The following is an 18,796-nucleotide window of genomic DNA, read 5'->3' as shown; positions in this document are numbered from 1 at the left end:
CAGGCATGGGCCGTATGGTTCCGGTGTGAACGTGGCGCAGGTGGAGGTGCTCGGCTTCGATCTGGGCTGGCTGACGACCGCCGGCCCATGGCTGGTCTGGGCCGTGGTGCTCAGTTTCGTGTTCATCGAATGCGCCCTGATCGTGGGCCTGTTCCTGCCCGGCGACTCGCTGCTGTTCGGCGCCGGGGTGATCCTCGCCCAGCAGAGCGCAGGCGACTGGCACGCCTGGGGACTGTCCGTCGGGGCGCTGGTCATCGCCGTGGTGGGCAACCAGCTCGGCTACCACATCGGCCGCAAGACCGGGACCGCGCTGATCGCAAGGCGCGGTGGCCGGGTACTCAACCAGGCCAGTCTCGACCGGGCGCAGTCCTTCCTCGACCGGCGCGGCTTCTTCGCGATCGTGGCCGCCCGCTGGATCCCCTGGGTCCGCACGCTGGCCCCGCTGTTCGCCGGTGCCGCCAAGATGGACCCGAGGCGGTTCATGCTGGCGACGGCCCTAGGCGGGCTGCTCTGGGTCCCCACCCTGGTACTGCTCGGCTACTACGGCGCCGGCATTCTCGCCCAGGTTCCCTGGCTGCTCACCGCCGTCGTCTGGATCTGCGTGGCCTGCTTCCTGCTCGGCACCATCTGGGGCGTCTGGCGCTACCGGCAGGAGATCCGCAAGCCGGTGGCCGCCACCGACGCGGCGACCGGCGAGCCGGCTGCCGGCGAGACCGGGGCCATCACCGGTGCCGCCACGGCGGACCTCACCACCGGCACCGACGCCCCGGAGCGCGACCCTCGCACCTGACCAGCCCCGCCAGGAGGTCAGGAGTCGGGGTCGGCCCAGACTTCGAGCTGAATGCCGTCCGGGTCGCGGAACACGACGACCTCGGAGCCCGGCATCGTCCGCGACTCCTTGCCCGCGCTGTAGGTGACGCCGTAGTCGGCGAGCCGCTGTTCCCAGTCGCGCAGTTCGGCACGGGAGGACACCCGGAACGCGACGTGGTCGAGCCCGGTGCGGCGCTCGTCGAAGTCGGACGCCCAGCGCACGCCGGTCTCGCTCATCGGCGCGCCCGGCCGGACCACCTCGGGATGCTGGACGAGCACGACCGCGAAACCGTCGCCCGGCGCGCGCAGCACCACCTTGCGGATCCCGGTTCCGGCGTCCTCGCGCCTGCTGATCTCCTCGAGTTCGAGAACCCGCTCGTACCACGGAACGCTGCGGTCCACGTCCGTGACCGTGAGCGCCAAATGGTGCACGTTCGTCAGCTTCGCCACGCGGCGCACCGATCCCTTCCCGACATGTGGACGGGGCCATCCGGGCCCCACGGGCAGTCAACGCGAATACCCGCCCCGAGGACTCCCTCCGTTACCGCCTTGTTGCGGCGAGGAAACACGGATCAGACGCAGGTACCCACTTTCCGGACATTTCACGCAAAGGCCTTCCGGAACGTTCCGGAACATAGGATCGTGGGACCGCATGAACGGTGGCGCGTACAGGTCCCAGTCGAGCGTGCTCAGCCACGACGCCGCACCGTCGGTCCCGGAGCCGCGTACCGAGTACACCGCGCTCGACCACCGAATCCGCGACATTCTCGCCGACATCGAGGCGAGCACCGCACAATTCACCGCCTACCTGGTGAACGTGAACACAATTCGTTTAATGGTCACGATTCACGACCGGGAGACATTCGGATTCGACCTGGCGATCACCGGCGGCGAGGAACACGTCGTGCGCACCCTCGCCGACCGGTTGCAGGACCACGCCACCGAGCGGTTCCACCACGGGACGCCACTGGTACCCGGCACGAACCGGCAGGCCGCCGCCCGCATCCGCGGCGGGACGGCCTGCTGGGCCGACCCCACCACCACCTGGTGCTGCCCCATCGGCAGGCACCCGGCCGGGGCTAAAGGCCACCGCTGACCGTCAGCACCGAACCCGTCGCGTACGAGGCACCGGCACCGAGCAGCCAGATGATCGCCTCCGCGATCTCGCCCGGCTCGCCGACCCGCCCCGCCGGGGTCAGCGCCGCCATCCGCTCCGGACGGTCGGGCATGCCCGCCGCCGCGTGCAGATCCGTACGCACACTGCCCGGCGCGACGACGTTCACCCGCACGCCCTCCCGCGCGACCTCCCTGGCCAGCCCGAACGACATCGTCTCCACCGCCGCCTTCGAGGCCGCGTAGTGCACCCACTCGCCCGCCGACCCCAGCCGCGCCGCCGTCGAGGTGACGTTCACGATCGCGCCACCCGCACCGCCGTACCGGGTGGACATCCGCCGCACCGCCGCGCGGCAGCACAGGAACACCCCCGTCACGTTGACCTCCAGCACCCGCCGGACCGTCGCCGCACTCTGCTCGTCCAGCCGTCCCGGCGAGTTGCCAGTGATCCCGGCGTTGTTCACCACCCCGGTCAACGGCCCGAGCTCCCCCGCCGCGTCGAACAGTGCCTCCACGTCCCGCTCCACGGCGACGTCGCCGCGCACCGCGACCGCCGCCCGGCCCAGCGACCGCACCCGCTCGGTGACGGCGTCCGCGGCCGCGGAGTCCGAGGTGTAGCCGAACACGACGTCGTGGCCGCGCTCGGCGGCCAGCACGCAGGTCGCCGCCCCGATCCCGCGGCTGCCCCCGGTGACCAGTACGACGCTCATACCGCGAACGGTTCGAGCTGCATGTTCTCCACCACCAGATCCGCCCGGATCGCCGTCGGGGCGATCAGGTCGGCGTTGCGCTGGTCCGAGCCGAGAGCCCGCTGCTTGGCCTCCACCAGCGAACGGCCGTAGCTGCGGTGCCGGTTCACCAGCCGCTCGACCCGCTCGTCCTCGTCCGGGCGCAGATACCAGACATCGGCGAGCAGCGGACGCAGCGAGGTCCACGGTTCCGAGTCGAGCAGCAGGTAGTTGCCCTCGGTGATCACCAGCGGCACGTCCGTCGGCACCCGCACCGCCCCGGCGATCGGCTCCTCGATCTCCCGGCGGAACTCCGGCGCGTACACCGTCTCGACGCCCTCGGACAACCGCCGCACCAGGTGCGCGTAGCCGTAGCCGTCGAAGGTGTCCGGCGCGCCCTTGCGCTCGGCGCGGCCCAGCCGGTTCAGCTCGACCTGCGCCAGATGGAACGCGTCCATCCCGACCACGACCGCGCGAGTACCCAGCGCGTCGGCGAGCCGCCAGGCCAGCGTCGTCTTGCCCGCCGCAGGAGGGCCGGTGATGCCGAGTACCGTCCGGTCGCCCGTGGACAGCAGGGTCTGCGCCCGGCTCAGCAGATCGTCGAAGGATGTCATCGCACTCTCTTCCTTTCGCTCACAGGCCGGCCCTCACCGGCCGAGCCCACGGACCGGCCGCACCCAGGCGCGCGGACCGGCGTGCCGCACCCGCTCCGCGGCCACCGAGTTCGCGAACCCGATCAGTTCCGGCACGCTCGCACCCATACTGCTCCTGGCGACGGCGAACGCCAGCGCCCCGTGCCACACGTCGCCCGCACCGAGCGTGTCCCTTGCCCGGACGGCCGGCACCCCGACCTCGCCCGTCGCGCCGCCGGAGGACCACCGGACCGGGTCCGCGCCCGCCGTGGTGATCACCGTCGCGACCCCGCGATCATGCGGATCCGGACCGCGGAACTGGGCCGAGCAGGCGGCGATGTCCACCAGCGGCAGCAACTCGTCGAAGACCGGTTTCCAGCTCCCGGCGTCCAGCACGACCGGCACACCCGCGGCACGGGCCCGGCGCGCGACACGCAACGCCAGCTCCGGGTGGTGTCCGTCGACCAGCACCGCGTCCGGCGAGCCCGGCGGATCCGGCGGATCCGCATCGGGCAACGCCATCGGCACCGCACCCGCGTTGTGCGAGACCACCGTCCGCTCGCCGTCCCGCTCCCGCACGACGACCGCGCTCACCGCAGGCGGCTCGGCATGCCCTGGCAGCAGATCGTGCACGTTCACGCCGTGCTCCGCGAGATCGGCGCGGGCCAGTCCGGCGAGCGGATGCCCGCCCAGCACCGTCACCAGCGTCGCCGTGCCACCCAGCGCCGCGACGGTCACCGCGGCGTTCGTCGCCGGGCCACCCGCCGCCACCGCGACCGAGGACGAGCGCACCTTCACCCCCGGCTCCGGCAGCTCCTCGACCCGCTGCACCACGTCCACCGTGCACAACCCGGCCAGCAGCACCGTCACGCTCACCAGGACACCGGTCCCCACCGGGACACCGGTCGCCACCGAAAGAGAACAGCCCGCGCGAGCGGGACTTCGCCACCATCGCTCACGCGGCCCCGGCCCCAGCGGGACACCCGCACCCGGTCGGCCCGCGCAAGCGGGACTTCGCCACCATCGCTCACGCGGCCCCGGCCCCAGCGGGACACCCGCACCCGGTCGGCCCGCGCGAGCGGGACTTCGCCACCATCGCTCACGCGGCCTCCGTCAGCCTTGCCGCCGCTTCCAGCAGCATCCACGATCCCACCTGCACCGAAAGGCCCCGCGCCGGATCGGAGTCGACCACGGCCAGCGAAGGCGCGGGCCGCGACCAGTCGGCGCCGAACACCGGACCGCCGGGCCCGCGCAGGGACGTCGACCAGCACGCCCGCGCCGAAGTGAGCACCAGTTCCCGCGCGGCCGACGCGGCCGGGCCGGACAACGTCAGCGCCGCCTGTGCCAGATACCGGGCGAGAATGCCGGCGAACAGGCCACCGTCACCACCGCCCTGACCGCGCAGCACACCGCCCGGCGCGCAGTGCCCGGCCACCGCGCGCACCGTCCGCTCGGCAGCGCCGGTTTCGGACAGTTCGAGGCAGGTGCCGAGGTAGACCCCTTGGCAGTACGTGTAAATCGCCCGGACCAGCTCGCCGGTGTCGGTACGCAGACCATCCAGCACCAGTCCCGTATCCGGGTCGACCAGCGTCTCGCTCATCCAGCGGAACAGTTCCGCCGCACGTTCCCGCTCACCGGCCCTGGCGTGCATGATCGCCGCCGGACCGTTGGCCGGGGCGTTCTTGAACGCGTCGCCGCGCCGCCACCAGATCCCGCCGCCCGCGTCCGGGGTCCAGCCCTCCCGCAGCCTGGCCAGGATCACCCGGATCGGTTCGTCCACCGGACGCCCACCGGCCGAGCGCACCCGTTGCAGCGCAAGGCCGAGCCACGCGATGTCGTCGTAGTAGTCGTTCGTCCAGCCGCCCCGGTTGCGCAGCCGCACCGAGCGGACGAACCGGTCGATCCGGACCAGCCGCTCCGGTCGCGGATCGCGTAGCTGGGCGTCGACGAGACAGTCCAGCAGATGCGCCTGCCACCAGTAGTTCCAGTGCCGATGCAGTCGCCCGCCGAGGTCGGCGGGCCAGGTGCTGCGCCCGAGCACGGTGCCCGGCAGCAGCCATACGCGACGAAGATGCCGTTGCCGCACAGCGGTTTCGGCCGCATCCGCGCGAGCGGACCAGATGCTCACCACGAGTCGGCCAGGTCGGCGTGCTCGCGCACCCAGGCGTGCATCACGATCCCGGCGGCCACCCCGGCGTTGATCGACCGAGTGGTGCCGAACTGCGCGATCGAGACCACCATCGAGGCCGATTCCTGCGCACCGGCGGAGAGGCCTGGGCCCTCCTGCCCGAACAGCAGCACGCAGTCCCTCGGCAGCGCGGCCGTCTCGATCGGCTGGGCACCGGGCGTGTTGTCCACCGCGACGACGGCCAGCCCGGTCTCCGCGGCGAAGGCGGTGAAAGCGTCGATGTCGGCGTGGTGGTGCAGATGCTGGTAGCGATCGGTGACCATCGCGCCGCGCCGGTTCCACCGCCGTCTGCCGACGATGTGCACGGCGGCCGAGGCGAACGCGTTCGCCGTACGCACCACGGTGCCGATGTTGTGGTCGTGCTGGAAGTTCTCGATCGCCACGTGGAAGGGGTGCCTGCGACCGTCCATATCGGACACGATCGCCTCGCGGCGCCAGTAGCGGTAGGCGTCCACCACGTTGCGGCGGTCGCCGAGCTCCAGGAGCTCCGGGTCGTACCGGTCGTCGGCAGGCCACTCACCCGGCCACGGCCCGACGCCCACCTCCTCGCGCAGGGTCCACTCCGTCGGACCGGCCTGCTCCACCGGCTCAGCCAAGCCGGGCCTGCGCCGGTGGCGGAGCGTCCTCGGTGGTACCGGCACGCCTGCGCCGCCAGAACACGAACGCCCCGGCGTAGGAGACGACCAGGCAGGTCAGGGCGATGACGGTGGCCAGGCCGAGCAGGTGATCCGGGATCAGCGTGCCGTAGATGTAGTACGCGTTGAACCCGCCCGGCAGCGGGCCGAGCCCCTGCAGACCGCGGAAGTAGTCCTCGGCGGCGGTCAGCGGACACGGGATCGGGAACACGTTCACCGCGACGCCCCAGGCGGCGAGGAACAGATGCGGGATGATCGCCTTCGGCCAGCGCCACGCCAGGAAGCCGCCGAACCCGATGTAGATCAGGGCGGCGAAGTGCACGACCACCGTGACGCCGGCGAGGAATCCAGCCATCGACGTCCATCCCCTCGAATCATGCCCTGGTCACGTCCAGTTTAACCACCAGGGCCTGCGAGGTCAGGCTAGACCGAGGTCGTCCAGTCCGAGCAGGTGCCGGTACGGCAGGCCCCGCTCCTCGATGACCTCGCGGGCACCGGTCGCGCGGTCAACGATCGTGGCCACGCCGATCACGCTCGCGCCGGCCTCGGTCAGCGCGTCCACCGCCGCGAGCGGGCTGGCACCCGTGGTGGTGGTGTCCTCGACGACGAGCACCCGCTGACCGGCAACCTCCAGCCCCTCAATCCGGCGCTGCAGCCCGTGCGTCTTCGCGCTCTTGCGGACGACGAAGGCGTCCAGCGCCCGGCCGTCCGCGGCGGCCGAGTGGAGCATCGCGGTGGCGACCGGATCGGCACCGAGGGTGAGGCCACCGACCGCGACGAAATCCCAGTCGTCGGTGAGCCTGCACATCAGCCTGCCGATGAGCGGGGCGGCGGCGTGGTGCAGCGTCGCGCGACGGAGGTCGACGTAGTAGTCGGCCTGCTTGCCCGAGGACAAAGTCACCTCGCCGCGCACCACGGAAAGCTCGGTGACCAGCCTGGCCAGCTCCAGTTTCTCGGCTTTGTCCGTCACTCTGCTCGTCACGGCGGTCAGCCTCTCATACGGCTGCGACGATTCCGGGCGGGCGCGACTCAGGTGCGACCGCGGCCACCGAAGCGTCCGCCGATGAGCCGGACCAGCCCCCTCGGCAGGAGTTGCCCGACGGCCACCACGACCTTGTACTGCGGACTCGGCACGGAGATCACCTTGCCCTTGTCCAGGTCGGCCAGCGCCTCGCGAACCACGCGCTCGACGGTCAACCAGAACGCCTTCGGCCCGGGCTTGTCCAGGCTCGCGCGCTCGTGGAACTCGGTGTGGGTGAACCCGGGGCACAGCGCCATCATCCGGACGCCGGTGCCGTCCAGGGAGGCGGCGATCCCGTCGGAGAAGGAGGTCACCCAGTTCTTGCTGGCGGTGTAGGTGGAGCCGCGACCGGAGAAGAACCCCGCGACGCTGGAGGTGTTGATCACCGCTCCGCTGCCGCGTTCGACCATGCCGGGCAGCGCGGCGCGGGTCAGCCGGAGCACGGCGGTGACGTTCACGTCGAGCTGGGCCTGCAACTCGTCCACCGAGGTCTCCCACAGCTCGCCGGCCAGGCCGAAACCCGCGTTGTTGACGAGCAGGTCGGGCGGTTCGCCCTCGAGGCGTGTCTCGACCGTCAGCCGTCCCTCCACAGTGGACAGATCGGCGGGCAGCGCGGTGGCGGTGACACCGTGTGCCCCGGCCAGCTCGGCGGCCAGCGCGTCGAGGCGGGCGGCGTCGCGGGCGACGAGGACGAGGTCGTACCGGCGGCCGGCCAGCACGCGGGCGAACTCGGCGCCGATTCCGGCGGTCGCTCCGGTGATCACAGCGGTAGGCATGGGCCAACCGTATCCGGCTACCCGACGTCCGCTCGTCGCGCGATATCTACCGCTTGTCGCTTTCAGTAGATGGATCGGAACTTTACGTCACGATAAGCCTTGTGTGCTGGGCGTGAAAACGTATGGTCGGTTCGGCCATTTGGAGTAGCGAGGGGTTGCTCCGGACCGTACGTACAGAGGACTGCGCACCTGTGGGGAAGCACTACAAGTCCGAGAACGAGGACGCGGGCGAGGACACCGGCCACGGCCTGCTGCTCGCCGAGCGGTACGAGGACCTCGGCCCGACCGTCCCGATCCTGGAGGGTTTCATCGGCGAACTCGGCGAGGACCCCGAGGCCGCGACGCTCACCAGGGCCGACGGTGCCGAGGGGGTCGAGGGGGTCGAGCTGTTCGACGACCACTCCGGCACGTTCACCGGCACGCTGGAGATCCGCGAGGACGAGGCGTTGCCGGAAGACCCGCTGGACGGCATCGAACTCGACCTGACGCTGGAACCCGCCTTCGAGCTGGCGGGCACCTTCACCCCCGTCGAAGCCCACACCCTCCCCCTGCCCCGCGTCCACTGACCCACCCACACGCCGGGCCCACACCCGCCGTGTCGGGCTTCTGGGCATGCCGTGTCGTGCGCTCCAGCATGCCGTGTCGCGCGCTCCGACACGCCGTGTCAGGCGCATCGGCACCGTCGAACGGCCGCGAAGACTTGCCCGCCCGGCACAACGTGCCAGAACGCACGACACAGCGTGCCCAAGAGCCCGACACAGCGTGCCCAGGAGCGCGACACGGCATGCCAGAAAGCCCGACACGCGGTGCCAGGAGCGCGACACGGGGGGCTGGAACGCCCGACACGGAACGGTTCCTGGGGGCTGGGCTGGCCGGGTGGGTCAGTGGCCGGGGTGGGGGTTGGCAGGCGGGGCGTCGGCGGCGTGGGCGGGGCCGGTGGCGTCGGCAGGGTCGGCCTCGGGCTGCCACGGTCGCCCGGGGGCGACCTCGTCCTCGTAATACGGATCGACGATGTCGGCGATCTCGCCCAGGTCGCGCAGCAGCCGCTCCAGCCGGGACGGCCCGACGTTCGGCGCGGCACTGGCCAGCACCCACTCGTTCTCCAGCCACGCGACGCTCACGTCGCCGCCCAGCGCGTCGGTGGCCTCGACGAGGTCCTGCGTGATCAGCTCACGGGCACCGGCGATGTCGTCGGCGAAGGCGTAGCGCTGGCCGACCGGACCGAGCATCTCCGGCATGCCCTCTCGCTGGAAGGGCACGCTGGACAGCCACAACTCCAGCAGCACCGGGTGCACGCGGGTGCAGCGGACCGCCACCACGACAGCCGGGATCTGGTTGTCGGCCTCCAGGTCGAACACGTAGACGGGCCGCCTGCCGTCGGCGGTGAACGTCGAGCCCGCGACCAGGTTCAGCGTGGACTCCGCGTCGAAGTAGCCGATCGCCCCGCCGGACCACTGCCGGGCGAGCCGTGGATCCTCCTCGACGTAGGTCCAGCCGCGCAGGTCGGCCCACCGCATGCGCTCACGGCTGCGCGAGCCCTCCCGGCCGCGGTCGACCGCGAGCAGAGCCAGCCCCGCGACGAGTGCGACGGCAGCGATGACGAACCAGATCCACGCCGGAATACCCACGACGAGCAGGGTAGTCCTCCCGGCCCGGCAACGAAGATCAACGGGCCGGTGTCTCGTACCCATTTCGGGTAACCCGGCTCGCGCCCCCTCAACTCCAGGTGACCATCGGGCCCAACCGGCAGCCCCGACCACCAGGGCCGACCGGCGGAACCAAGCCGGCGGGGCCCGACCGGCAGCCCGGACCGGCGGGGCCCTTCCGCGGCGTCAGTCCACGCGGGCGACGGTCAGCGCGTTGCTCGCCTCCTGGGCCGGTATGTCGACACGGACGGTGTCGCCGTCGCGGATCTCACCGGCGAGGAGCTGCTTCGCGAGCTGGTCGCCGATCGCCGACTGCACCAGCCTGCGCAGCGGCCGCGCCCCGTAGATCGGGTCGAAACCGTTCAGCGCCAGCCACTCGCGGGCACCGGGGGTGACGTCCAGGGTCAGCCTGCGCTGCGCCAGTCGCTTGGCGAGCCGGTCGATCTGAATGTCCACAATGGACGTCAACTGCTCGGTGCCGAGCGAGCCGAACACCACGATGTCGTCCAGCCGGTTCAGGAACTCCGGCTTGAAGTGGCTCTGCACCACGGACAGCACCGCGTCGGAACGCTGGCGCTCGTCCAGCGAGGGATCCGCGATCGCCTGCGAGCCGAGGTTGGACGTGAGCACCAGGATGGTGTTGCGGAAGTCCACCGTGCGTCCCTGCCCGTCGGTGAGCCTGCCGTCGTCGAGTACCTGGAGCAGCACGTCGAAGACGTCCGGGTGGGCCTTCTCCACCTCGTCCAGCAGCACGACGCTGTACGGCCTGCGCCGCACCGATTCGGTGAGCTGACCGCCCTGGTCGTAGCCGACGTACCCGGGTGGCGCGCCGACCAGGCGGGCCACCGAGTGCTTCTCGGCGTACTCACTCATGTCGATGCGCAGCATGGCGCGCTCGTCGTCGAACAGGAACTCCGCCAGCGCCTTGGCCAGCTCCGTCTTGCCGACACCGGTCGGGCCGAGGAACAGGAACGAGCCCGTCGGACGGTCCGGGTCGGCGACACCCGCCCTGGTCCGCCGGACGGCGTCGGAGACGACGGTGACCGCCTCGGCCTGGCCGATCACCCGCCGGGTCAGCTCCTCCTCCATCCGCAGCAGCTTGCCGGTCTCACCCTCCAGCAGACGTCCGGCGGGGATACCGGTCCAGGCGCTGACCACATCGGCGACGTCGTCCGCGCCGACCTCCTCCTTGAGCATCACGTCGACGCTGGTGCCCGTGGCGACCGTGGCCGCTTCGAGCTCCTTCTCCAGCGCGGGAATCCGGCCGTAGCGAAGTTCCGCGGCCCGGCCCAGGTCGCCGTCACGCTCGGCGCGCTCGGACTCGCCACGGAGCTGTTCGAGCTGCTCCTTGAGGTCGCGGACGTTCTCGATGGAGCCCTTCTCGTTCTGCCAGCGCGCGGTCAGCGCGGTGAGGTCCTCGCGCTTCTCGGCGAGTTCGGCGCGCAACGCGGCCAGCCGCTCCCTCGACGGCACGTCGTCCTCTTTGGACAGTGCCATCTCCTCGATCTCCATCCGCCGCACCGCGCGCTCGACCTCGTCGATCTCGACGGGCCGGGAGTCGATCTCCATCCGCAGCCGGGAGGCGGCCTCGTCGACGAGGTCGATCGCCTTGTCCGGCAGGAACCGTGCGGTGATGTAGCGATCGGACAGGGTCGCGGCGGCGACCAGTGCGGCATCGGTGATGCGCACACCGTGGTGCACCTCGTACCGCTCCTTGAGTCCGCGCAGGATGCCGATCGTGTCCTCCGTGGACGGTTCGCCGACGACGACCTGCTGGAAACGGCGTTCCAGCGCGGCGTCCTTCTCGATGTGCTGCCGGTACTCGTCCAGCGTGGTGGCGCCGACCATGCGCAGCTCACCGCGGGCGAGCATCGGCTTGATCATGTTGCCCGCGTCCATCGCCCCCTCGCCGGACGCGCCCGCGCCGACGATGGTGTGCAGTTCGTCGATGAACGTGACGACCTGGCCGGCCGAGTCGGTGATCTCCTTGAGCACGGCCTTGAGCCGCTCCTCGAACTCGCCGCGGAACTTCGCCCCGGCCACCATCGAGCCGAGGTCGAGCGCGACGACCTTCTTGCCCCGCAAGGATTCCGGCACGTCGCCGGCGATGATCCGCTGGGCGAGTCCCTCCACTATCGCCGTCTTGCCGACGCCCGGCTCACCGATCAGCACCGGGTTGTTCTTGGTGCGCCGCGACAGCACCTGGACCACCCGGCGGATCTCGGTGTCCCGGCCGATCACCGGGTCGAGCTCACCGGCGCGCGCCCTGGCGGTCAGGTCGACGCCGTATTTCTCCAGCGCCTTGTAGGTGTCCTCCGGGTCGGGACTGGTCACGCGGGCGGAGCCGCGGACGTTCGTGAACGCCTCGCGCAGCGCCTCGGGCGTGGCACCGTGCCGGGTGAGCAGCCCCGCCACCGGTCCGCCCTCCGCCGCCAGGCCGACCAGCACGTGCTCGGTGGAGACGTACTCGTCGCCGAGTTCGGTGGCGAGCTTCTGCGCGTGGGTCAGTGAGCGGACGGCCTGGCTGTCGAACTGCGGGCTGGACACGGTCGCCCCGGTGGCCGAGGGCAGCGCCGAGATGATCGGTTCCAGTTCGGCGTGCACCTGACGGGGGTCGGCGCCGACGGCCGTGAGCAGCGGCGCGGTCAGCCCGTCACCCTGGGCCAGCAGCGCGCCGAGCAGATGTGCCGAGGCGATGTCGGGATTGCCCGAGGTGGTCGCCGCCTGCGCCGCGGACGTGATGACCTGCTGGGTCTTCGTGGTCGGGTTGAAAGCGTCCATCCCCTCACCTCTGTGCTTGTTCGAAACCTCTGTGCGAAGTGCCTGGTGGCGACCGTGATCACGCCGCCATCGATACGTATAACGTCACGAAAGTTGAGCTTGTTCCGCTCAACTTTGTGTTTCACGTCCGCACAGAGCGAACGTAGCCCGCAGAGGGGTAGTTCCACCGGACGGCGCTCACCTGATCGCGTGGACGACCGGACGCGGACGTGCCCTGCGTCGCGGGCTGCGGCGCAGGGCACGTCGGTGGTGGGAGCGTTCGGCTCAGGTGCGGGCGTAGTCCGCCCGGTCGCGCTCCAGCGCGGGGCCCGGCTCCTCGGGCAGGTCCAGCGTGGTGCGCAGCGGAACCTCGCGCATCAGCAGCACCGCGACGAGGGTGGCCAGGCTGATCACCGCGCCGACGGTGAAGATCGTGCCGGTCGCGTCCCCGTAGGCGGCGCGCACGATCTCCTGCACCGGACCCGGCAACGCGCCGACGTCGAGCGAACCGCCACCCGCGGCGGACGGGCCACCGGAGATGCCGAGCTTCGCCAGCGAGTCGGAGACGTTGGTAGCCACCTGCGCGGCCAGCACGGCACCGAGCGCGGACACGCCCGCCGAGCCGCCGAGCGTACGGAAGAAGGTGATCACCGAGGACGCCGAGCCCATGTCGCGCATCGGCACCTCGTTCTGCACCACCAGCACCAGGTTCTGCATCAGGCAGCCGACGCCGATACCCATCATGGCGAGCATGACGCCCATCCACGCCAGGTTGGTGGTGTGGTCGACGGTGCCCAGCAGGCCCAGCGCGACGACGAGCATGACCGCCCCGCCGATCAGGAACGGCTTCGTCCGCCCGGTGCGGGAGATGACCTGACCGGCAATCGTCGAGGAGAGGAACAGCCCCAGCACCATCGGCAGCGTCATCAGCCCGGCGTGGGTCGGGGAGAAGGCACGCGAGATCTGGAAGTACTGGCCGAGGAACACCGCGCCACCGAACATGGCGGTGCCGACGGCGAGCGTGCCGAGCACGGACAGGGTGAACGTCCGGTTCCGGAACAGCCGCAGCGGCACGACGGGCTCACTGTGCCGTGATTCGACGTACACCGCCGCCGCCAGCGCGACGATCGCCCCGCCGAGGTAGGCCGCCGAGGTGCCGGAGACCCAGTCGAAGTCCTTGCCCGCCAGCGAGATCCAGACCAGCAGCAGGGCCACACCGCCGACCAGCAACGTCGCACCCAGCCAGTCGATCTTGACCTTGCGCTTCAGTACCGGCAGGTGCAGCGTCCGGCCGAGCACGACGAACGCGATCACCGCGATCGGCACGCACACCCAGAAGCACCAGCGCCAGCCGAGCGGGGAGTCGACGATCAGCCCGCCGACCAGCGGCCCGGACACGGTCGCCACGGCGAAGGTCGCGCCGATGTAGCCGGAGTAGCGGCCACGTTCGCGCGGCGAGATCATCGCCGCGATCACGACCTGGACCAGCGCCTGCAGGCCACCCATGCCGATGCCCTGGAGCGCGCGGTACGCGATGAGCTCGGGCATGGACTGCGCGATGCCACCGAGGATCGAACCGAGCGTGAAGATCACGATCGCGACCTGGTAGAGCATCTTCTTGCTGAACAGGTCGGAGAGTTTGCCCCAGATCGGCGTGGTCGCCGTGGACGTCAGCAGCATCGCGGTGACCACCCACGTGTACTGCCCCTGCGTGCCGTCGAGATCGGCGAGGATCGTCGGCAGCGCGTTGGACACGATCGTCGAGGACAGGATCGCGACCAGTAGTGCCAGCAGCAGGCCCGAAAGGGCGCGCATGATCTGGCTGTGGGTCATCGCCTCGGTGGTTCCGGCTGTCTTCACCACGGGGCCCGATTGACCCGTTCGTTCTTGCGGGGTCGTCATCGCCCTCCTCACTTTCCGAGAGACAGCTCGTGCCTCGTGCCGTTCTCGCTCGTCTGTGCTTCTTGTCTCTGTGTCTCTTGCCCCTGGACCTGCTGTGCCCGCGTGTCCGGGGGCGTTCCGGGGCCCGGCCTCGGGCGGTGCGCGGCGCAGTCCTCGTTCTGCACGCCCATGAACTCGCGGAGGTCGTGGTTGATCTCGCGCAGTCGGGCGGTGACGTCCGCCAGGTCCTCGGCGGCCCACCCGCCGAGTGCCTGCCGGAGCAGGTCGAGTTGGCCGGACCGCCAGCCGTCGAGTTCGGCGTGCCCGCGTTCGGAGACGCGGACCAGGGAGGCGCGGCCGTCGTCCGGGGCGGGTCTGCGTTCGACCAGGCCCGCATCGCTGAGCTGCGCGACCTGCCTGCTGATCACCGACAGGTCCACCATCCGCTCCTTGGCCAGTACCGACATCCGGCTCTCGCCGCGGCGGGCGAGCTCGGCCAGCAGCCAGGCGGCGGCCGGGTGGAGCTCGCGTTGCGCCTGGAAGACGCGGGCCGTCCAGCTGTGCCGGAGCTGTGCCGCGGAACGGAGCTGACGCACCAGTTCCATGAAGACCTCGTCGGTCGGTTCCATCGCTCCGTCTCCAGGACCCCATACACTTACTTGCAACATACAAGTTTAATCACCGTTACTTGCGTAGGGCAACTATTCAACCGGTGACCTGTCACACCATCGCGCCAGGTTCAACCACCCGTCTGGAGCAACCCCGACGATTGGGGGCGCGCTGCCGCTACCCAGACGCCCGACTGGGCCATATCTTGTGCACAGCATTCGCTTCAGCGGGCGCACCGAACGCCGCTCCACCCTGGCGCGGACCGGCCGCCCGGCCCGAGAAGCGACCGGAAGACGGAAACGTGGTGGATAATCGCCATCGGGCGGGCTCGACCCGCCCGACGAGAGCCAGGGGTTGGAACGTGACCGAAGAGCTATGACAGCCGAGTCGGTCAGCCCTGTCCCACGGACCTCCACCCACCGGGAGGCCCCGCCCGCCGTCACGGCCATGGTCGCGCTCATCCGGGACGCCTGGGCGAAGGCCGAGCCGTACCTGCCGGAGATCTCGCAGTTCTTCTACGGGATGCTCTTCACCCTCGCGCCCACCACCCGTGAGTTCTTCCCGATCAACATGGAAGTACAGCGCGGCAGGCTGGTCCGCGCGCTCGTGCACATCGTCCAGATGGTCGACCGGCCGGACGACCTGGTGCCCTTCCTCCGCCAGCTCGGCCGCGACCACCGCAAGTTCGGCGTCATCCCGCAGCACTACGAAGCCGTGGGCACCGCGCTGCTCGGCGCCATGAAACGCCAGCTCGGGCCGGAGTGGACCCCCGAGGTCGAACGGGCATGGGCCGAAGCGTTCACCATCATCGCCCGGTCCATGCAGGAGGCGGCCGCCGCCGACGAGAACCCGGCCTACTGGAACGCCACCGTCGCCGAGCACCGCAGGCTGAGCTGGGACCTCGCGCTCGTCCGGCTGGAGCCCGAACACCGCGTGCCCTACACGGCCGGCCAGTACATGAGCGTCGAGGTGCCGCAGCGGCCGCGACTGTGGCGGTACCTCTCGCCCGCCAACGCGCCGCGCGACGACGGGTCGATCGAGTTCCACATCCGCGCCGTCGACGGCGGCTGGGTGTCCAGGGCGATCGTCAGCCACACGCAGGCCGAGGACGTCTGGCGGCTGGGCCCCCCGCTGGGCAGGCTGCACGTCGACCGCGGCTCCGGTAACGACATCGTGATGGTCGGCGGCGGCACCGGCATGGCCCCGCTGCGCTCGATCCTCGACGAACTACAGGGCTGGGGGCAGAACCCGAACGTCACCCTGTTCTTCGGCGGAGCGACCCGGGACGACCTCTACGACCTGGACGAACTGCGCGCGCTGGCCTCGGTGAACCCGTGGCTGACCGTGGTGCCCGTGGTCGAACGCGGTGACCTGCCGGGCTGTGAGCACGGCACGCTCGCCGAGGTCGTCGCCGGCCAGGGCGGCTGGCCAGGGCACGACATCCTGGTCTCCGGCTCACCGTCGATGATCCGGGCCACCGTCTCGCGCATGCTCGTCGCGGGCACGGCCCTGGATCAGATCACCTACGACCCCTTCACGATCGACTGAACCGCCCGCGACGCCCGCACCGGGCGAAGAGCGGGCCGCGGCGACGCCGGGCGCGCCGGTTCCACGAACGCCCCACCACGGGCGGGCGTGGGCAACTCCACCGTCTCCGCCGCCGCGGCCTCCGCGCGGCGCTGCGCGCGGACGCCGAAGAAGTCGCCACCCTTGCTGCGCCCGTCGTCGGTACCCCACGCCCGGTCCCGGCCGACCGGCTGCATCCGCGGAATGTGCTTGCGGCAGTGGATGTACGCCTCGACCACGTCCACCACCACCCAGCGCTCCGGAGTGCGTCCGCGCTCGAACTCGCGGGGGAGCCACGGGTGGTACCGGTGCAGGACAACGTCGTCGACGACGGCGGCGCGACCGTTGACGTGCAGGCCGATCAGATCGCGCACGAAGTCCACCATCAGCATGCCGATGTGCGGGTTCTCCTTGATGTTGCCCAGGCTGGCCAGCACGCCGTTGCCGCGGTACTCCGGGTACGCGATGCGCTGGTCGCCGAGCACCTGGATGAATCCGGGCGGGCCCGCACGGAACGAGCAGTCGGCCTCACCGTCGGCGTCCGAGGTGGCGATGAACGCCATCTCCATCCGGCCGATGAACTCGATCATCTGCTCGTTCAGGCGGTTCGCCATCTGGTCCCGGTAGAACCGCGACGCCCGGTCCCGGGTGCCGTAGGCGCACTGCAGCATCCGCTCACCACTCGACCCCGGTGCCTGGTCACAGTCGTCCGCGTCGGGCGAACCGGGTCCGGTGGGATTCATAGGACCCGACTTTGGCACATCCGGCCGCCAGGTGACAGGGCCGCCCCGCGACTCACAGAACCGGCATCTCCCGTTCCGCTTACGACTTTGCGTGCTCAATCGAGTACACAAAGAAAGGGTCACGGTTGCGTCCCACAAATGGGCACTCACCATTAGAGTCGTCGCAAACCGTACGACGACCATGCACCTGGAGAATCCGCCGGAGCGGTGACAGGCACCCGCACGCGATGGAGAGCACGTTCCACCGATGACAGCCGAACCTGTGCCCACACGGCACTCAACCGGGAGTACGTCCGCGCAGCAGGACAGCGCGGAAATGGTGCGGCTGATCAGGTCGAGTTTCGCCGAGGTCGAAGGCGCGGCCGGGGAAATGTCACAGTATTTCTACGCCGTGCTGTTCTCCGTCGCACCCGGTACGCGATCGCTGTTCCCGGCCAACATGTCCGCCCAGCGAAGCAACCTGCTGCGCGCGCTCGTGCACGTCGTGCAACTCGTCGACCGGCCGGACGAACTCGGCCCCTTCCTCCGCCAACTCGGCCGCGACCACCGCAAGTTCGATGTCGTCACCGAGCACTACGACGCCGTCGGTTTCGCTCTACTCGGGGCGTTGAAGCACCAGCTCGGCGAATCGTGGACGCCGCCCGTCGAACGGGCGTGGACGCAGGCGTACGCAACCATCGCCGCGACGATGTGCGAGGCGGCGGCCACCGACACCGGGCCCGCCTGGTGGAACGGCACCGTCGTCGAGCGCCGGATGGCCGGGCCGGGGATCGCGGTGATCCGGGTGCGGCCCGACCAGCCGCTGCCGTACACGCCCGGCCACCACGTGAGCGTCGAGATTCCGCAGCGACCGCGGCTGTGGCGGTACCTCTCGCCCGCCAACGCCCCGGAGCGCGATGACTTCCTCGAGTTCCACGTGCGGGCCGTCCGGAACGGCTGGGTGTCGCGGGCCCTCGTGAACCACTCACAGGTCGGCGACACCTGGCGGATCGGCCCGTCGCTCGGATGCCTCGACGTGCGGCAGCACAGCGGGCGAGGACTGCTGCTGGTGGCGGGCGGTACCGGGTTGGCACCGTTGCGGGCGATCATCGACGATCTCGCGCAGTGGCCGGAGCGTCCCGACGTTCATCTCTACTTCGGCGGGCGTACCCCCGACGATCTGTACGACCTCGACCAGATCACCTCGCTCGCCGTCGGCAGCGACTGGCTACGGGTCACGCCGGTGACCGAACGGGGTTCGGTGGCCGGGGGGCTGCGCGGCACACTCGGGGCCGTCATCACCGAGCAGGAGGCCTGGCCCGAGCGGGACGTTCTGCTGTCCGGTTCGCCCAGCATGATCCGCGACTGCGTATCGCAGTTGTTCGCCGCCGGCGCCCCCGCGGAGCGGGTGCGGTTCGACTCGCCGACCCTGGAGGGCTGAACACTCCAACGGGGGTGTGCCGGGGTTCGTGGGGTATCGGTTCGGCTCCTGGTTCGGGGCGTATCGGATTTCGGGTTCGGGACGTATCGGGGTCCGGGGTCGGGGGGTATCGGGGTGGCGTCTTGGGTTTCGGGCACGCCTTCGGCGCGCCGCGGGTAACTGTCGCTGCGCGGGGCGTTCGCCGTTGATGGTCACCAGCGACAGTTACCCACGGAACGGGTGTGCCGGTGCTGTCTGGTGCGGAGCGGGTGGGGTGTCGCGTCCGGTT

General features: G+C 70.5%; 18 protein-coding genes and 1 pseudogene. 5 read left to right on the top strand and 14 right to left on the bottom strand.

The window, feature by feature from the left end; all coding sequences use genetic code 11:
- The first annotated feature begins 25 nt into the window (after nucleotides 1-25).
- On the top strand, nucleotides 26-790 hold the full coding sequence (locus CFN78_RS19865) for a DedA family protein (RefSeq protein ID WP_094864361.1): 765 nt from the start codon (nucleotides 26-28) through the stop codon (nucleotides 788-790).
- A gap of 17 nt (nucleotides 791-807) precedes the next feature.
- On the opposite strand, the gene CFN78_RS19860 is transcribed toward CFN78_RS19865, so the two are convergent.
- Complete coding sequence (locus tag CFN78_RS19860) at nucleotides 808-1,260, bottom strand: VOC family protein (RefSeq protein ID WP_094864360.1); 453 nt, start codon at nucleotides 1,258-1,260, stop codon at nucleotides 808-810.
- A gap of 202 nt (nucleotides 1,261-1,462) precedes the next feature.
- On the opposite strand from CFN78_RS19860, the gene CFN78_RS19855 reads away from it, so the two are divergent.
- The gene (locus CFN78_RS19855; RefSeq protein ID WP_094864359.1) at nucleotides 1,463-1,906 is read left to right on the top strand and encodes a hypothetical protein; all 444 of its coding nucleotides are present in this window, start codon (nucleotides 1,463-1,465) and stop codon (nucleotides 1,904-1,906) included.
- On the opposite strand, the gene CFN78_RS19850 is transcribed toward CFN78_RS19855, so the two are convergent.
- The 8 genes and pseudogenes from CFN78_RS19850 to CFN78_RS19815 form a co-directional block, all read right to left on the bottom strand.
- A complete protein-coding gene (locus tag CFN78_RS19850; RefSeq protein WP_094864358.1) occupies nucleotides 1,890-2,633 on the bottom strand; it encodes an SDR family oxidoreductase in 744 nt (247 codons plus the stop codon). The two genes, CFN78_RS19855 and CFN78_RS19850, sit on opposite strands and share 17 nt — an antisense overlap.
- Nucleotides 2,630-3,268: pseudogene (locus CFN78_RS19845) on the bottom strand (nucleoside/nucleotide kinase family protein); the annotation flags it as partial. The pseudogene CFN78_RS19845 and the gene CFN78_RS19850, both read right to left, overlap by 4 nt.
- A gap of 30 nt (nucleotides 3,269-3,298) precedes the next feature.
- Entirely contained in the window at nucleotides 3,299-4,153 is an 855-nt protein-coding gene (locus tag CFN78_RS19840) for a PfkB family carbohydrate kinase (RefSeq protein WP_165777636.1), read from the bottom strand.
- Between the two features lie 229 nt (nucleotides 4,154-4,382).
- Nucleotides 4,383-5,405, bottom strand: coding sequence for a glycoside hydrolase family 76 protein (locus CFN78_RS19835; protein ID WP_420807910.1), 1,023 nt, complete (start codon nucleotides 5,403-5,405; stop codon nucleotides 4,383-4,385).
- 2 nt (nucleotides 5,406-5,407) lie between these two features.
- Complete coding sequence (locus CFN78_RS19830) at nucleotides 5,408-6,067, bottom strand: TrmH family RNA methyltransferase (protein ID WP_240519567.1); 660 nt, start codon at nucleotides 6,065-6,067, stop codon at nucleotides 5,408-5,410.
- Nucleotides 6,060-6,461: a DUF2784 domain-containing protein gene (locus tag CFN78_RS19825; RefSeq protein ID WP_094864356.1), complete on the bottom strand. Its 402-nt coding sequence runs from the start codon at nucleotides 6,459-6,461 to the stop codon at nucleotides 6,060-6,062. Before CFN78_RS19825 ends, CFN78_RS19830 begins: the two co-directional genes overlap by 8 nt.
- 63 nt (nucleotides 6,462-6,524) lie before the next feature.
- On the bottom strand, nucleotides 6,525-7,088 hold the full coding sequence (gene pyrE, locus CFN78_RS19820; RefSeq protein ID WP_205660586.1) for an orotate phosphoribosyltransferase: 564 nt from the start codon (nucleotides 7,086-7,088) through the stop codon (nucleotides 6,525-6,527).
- Nucleotides 7,089-7,135: 47 nt separating this feature from the next.
- Complete coding sequence (locus CFN78_RS19815) at nucleotides 7,136-7,903, bottom strand: SDR family NAD(P)-dependent oxidoreductase (RefSeq protein WP_094864355.1); 768 nt, start codon at nucleotides 7,901-7,903, stop codon at nucleotides 7,136-7,138.
- 191 nt (nucleotides 7,904-8,094) lie between these two features.
- On the opposite strand from CFN78_RS19815, the gene CFN78_RS19810 reads away from it, so the two are divergent.
- Nucleotides 8,095-8,469: a hypothetical protein gene (locus CFN78_RS19810; RefSeq protein WP_094864354.1), complete on the top strand. Its 375-nt coding sequence runs from the start codon at nucleotides 8,095-8,097 to the stop codon at nucleotides 8,467-8,469.
- A gap of 315 nt (nucleotides 8,470-8,784) precedes the next feature.
- Here CFN78_RS19810 and CFN78_RS19805 read toward each other — a convergent pair whose 3' ends face one another.
- The 4 genes from CFN78_RS19805 to CFN78_RS19790 all read right to left on the bottom strand — a co-directional run bounded on the left by CFN78_RS19805 (nucleotide 8,785) and on the right by CFN78_RS19790 (nucleotide 14,819).
- Complete coding sequence (locus CFN78_RS19805) at nucleotides 8,785-9,531, bottom strand: type III secretion system chaperone family protein (RefSeq protein ID WP_094864353.1); 747 nt, start codon at nucleotides 9,529-9,531, stop codon at nucleotides 8,785-8,787.
- 204 nt (nucleotides 9,532-9,735) lie between these two features.
- On the bottom strand, nucleotides 9,736-12,330 hold the full coding sequence (clpB, locus tag CFN78_RS19800) for an ATP-dependent chaperone ClpB (protein ID WP_094864352.1): 2,595 nt from the start codon (nucleotides 12,328-12,330) through the stop codon (nucleotides 9,736-9,738).
- Nucleotides 12,331-12,594: 264 nt separating this feature from the next.
- The gene (locus CFN78_RS19795) at nucleotides 12,595-14,142 is read right to left on the bottom strand and encodes an MDR family MFS transporter (protein ID WP_094864480.1); all 1,548 of its coding nucleotides are present in this window, start codon (nucleotides 14,140-14,142) and stop codon (nucleotides 12,595-12,597) included.
- Nucleotides 14,143-14,219: 77 nt separating this feature from the next.
- The gene (locus CFN78_RS19790; RefSeq protein WP_094864351.1) at nucleotides 14,220-14,819 is read right to left on the bottom strand and encodes a MarR family winged helix-turn-helix transcriptional regulator; all 600 of its coding nucleotides are present in this window, start codon (nucleotides 14,817-14,819) and stop codon (nucleotides 14,220-14,222) included.
- Between the two features lie 355 nt (nucleotides 14,820-15,174).
- Between CFN78_RS19790 and CFN78_RS19785 the strand changes: the two genes are divergently transcribed.
- On the top strand, nucleotides 15,175-16,347 hold the full coding sequence (locus CFN78_RS19785; RefSeq protein ID WP_205660585.1) for a globin domain-containing protein: 1,173 nt from the start codon (nucleotides 15,175-15,177) through the stop codon (nucleotides 16,345-16,347).
- On the opposite strand, the gene CFN78_RS19780 is transcribed toward CFN78_RS19785, so the two are convergent.
- The gene (locus tag CFN78_RS19780) at nucleotides 16,323-17,108 is read right to left on the bottom strand and encodes a pyridoxamine 5'-phosphate oxidase family protein (protein ID WP_094864350.1); all 786 of its coding nucleotides are present in this window, start codon (nucleotides 17,106-17,108) and stop codon (nucleotides 16,323-16,325) included. The two genes, CFN78_RS19785 and CFN78_RS19780, sit on opposite strands and share 25 nt — an antisense overlap.
- A 247-nt stretch (nucleotides 17,109-17,355) precedes the next feature.
- Between CFN78_RS19780 and CFN78_RS19775 the strand changes: the two genes are divergently transcribed.
- On the top strand, nucleotides 17,356-18,528 hold the full coding sequence (locus CFN78_RS19775; protein WP_420807906.1) for a globin domain-containing protein: 1,173 nt from the start codon (nucleotides 17,356-17,358) through the stop codon (nucleotides 18,526-18,528).
- Nucleotides 18,529-18,796: the final 268 nt, after the last annotated feature.

Source organism: Amycolatopsis antarctica (genome assembly GCF_002262875.1).
Taxonomy (GTDB): domain Bacteria; phylum Actinomycetota; class Actinomycetes; order Mycobacteriales; family Pseudonocardiaceae; genus Amycolatopsis; species Amycolatopsis antarctica.
This window is presented reverse-complemented; position numbering and strand designations above follow the sequence as displayed.

What these genes read in the sequence shown, in the direction of transcription:
- CFN78_RS19855 (WP_094864359.1), top strand. Translation starts at nt 1,463, where the DNA reads ATGAACGGTGGCGCGTACAGGTCCCAGTCGAGCGTGCTCAGCCACGAC.
- CFN78_RS19850 (WP_094864358.1), bottom strand. Translation starts at nt 2,633, where the DNA reads ATGAGCGTCGTACTGGTCACCGGGGGCAGCCGCGGGATCGGGGCGGCG.
- CFN78_RS19825 (WP_094864356.1), bottom strand. Translation starts at nt 6,461, where the DNA reads ATGGCTGGATTCCTCGCCGGCGTCACGGTGGTCGTGCACTTCGCCGCC.
- CFN78_RS19815 (WP_094864355.1), bottom strand. Translation starts at nt 7,903, where the DNA reads ATGCCTACCGCTGTGATCACCGGAGCGACCGCCGGAATCGGCGCCGAG.
- clpB (WP_094864352.1), bottom strand. Translation starts at nt 12,330, where the DNA reads ATGGACGCTTTCAACCCGACCACGAAGACCCAGCAGGTCATCACGTCC.
- CFN78_RS19795 (WP_094864480.1), bottom strand. Translation starts at nt 14,142, where the DNA reads ATGACCCACAGCCAGATCATGCGCGCCCTTTCGGGCCTGCTGCTGGCA.
- CFN78_RS19790 (WP_094864351.1), bottom strand. Translation starts at nt 14,819, where the DNA reads ATGGAACCGACCGACGAGGTCTTCATGGAACTGGTGCGTCAGCTCCGT.
- CFN78_RS19785 (WP_205660585.1), top strand. Translation starts at nt 15,175, where the DNA reads ATGACAGCCGAGTCGGTCAGCCCTGTCCCACGGACCTCCACCCACCGG.
- CFN78_RS19780 (WP_094864350.1), bottom strand. Translation starts at nt 17,108, where the DNA reads ATGAATCCCACCGGACCCGGTTCGCCCGACGCGGACGACTGTGACCAG.
- CFN78_RS19775 (WP_420807906.1), top strand. Translation starts at nt 17,356, where the DNA reads ATGACAGCCGAACCTGTGCCCACACGGCACTCAACCGGGAGTACGTCC.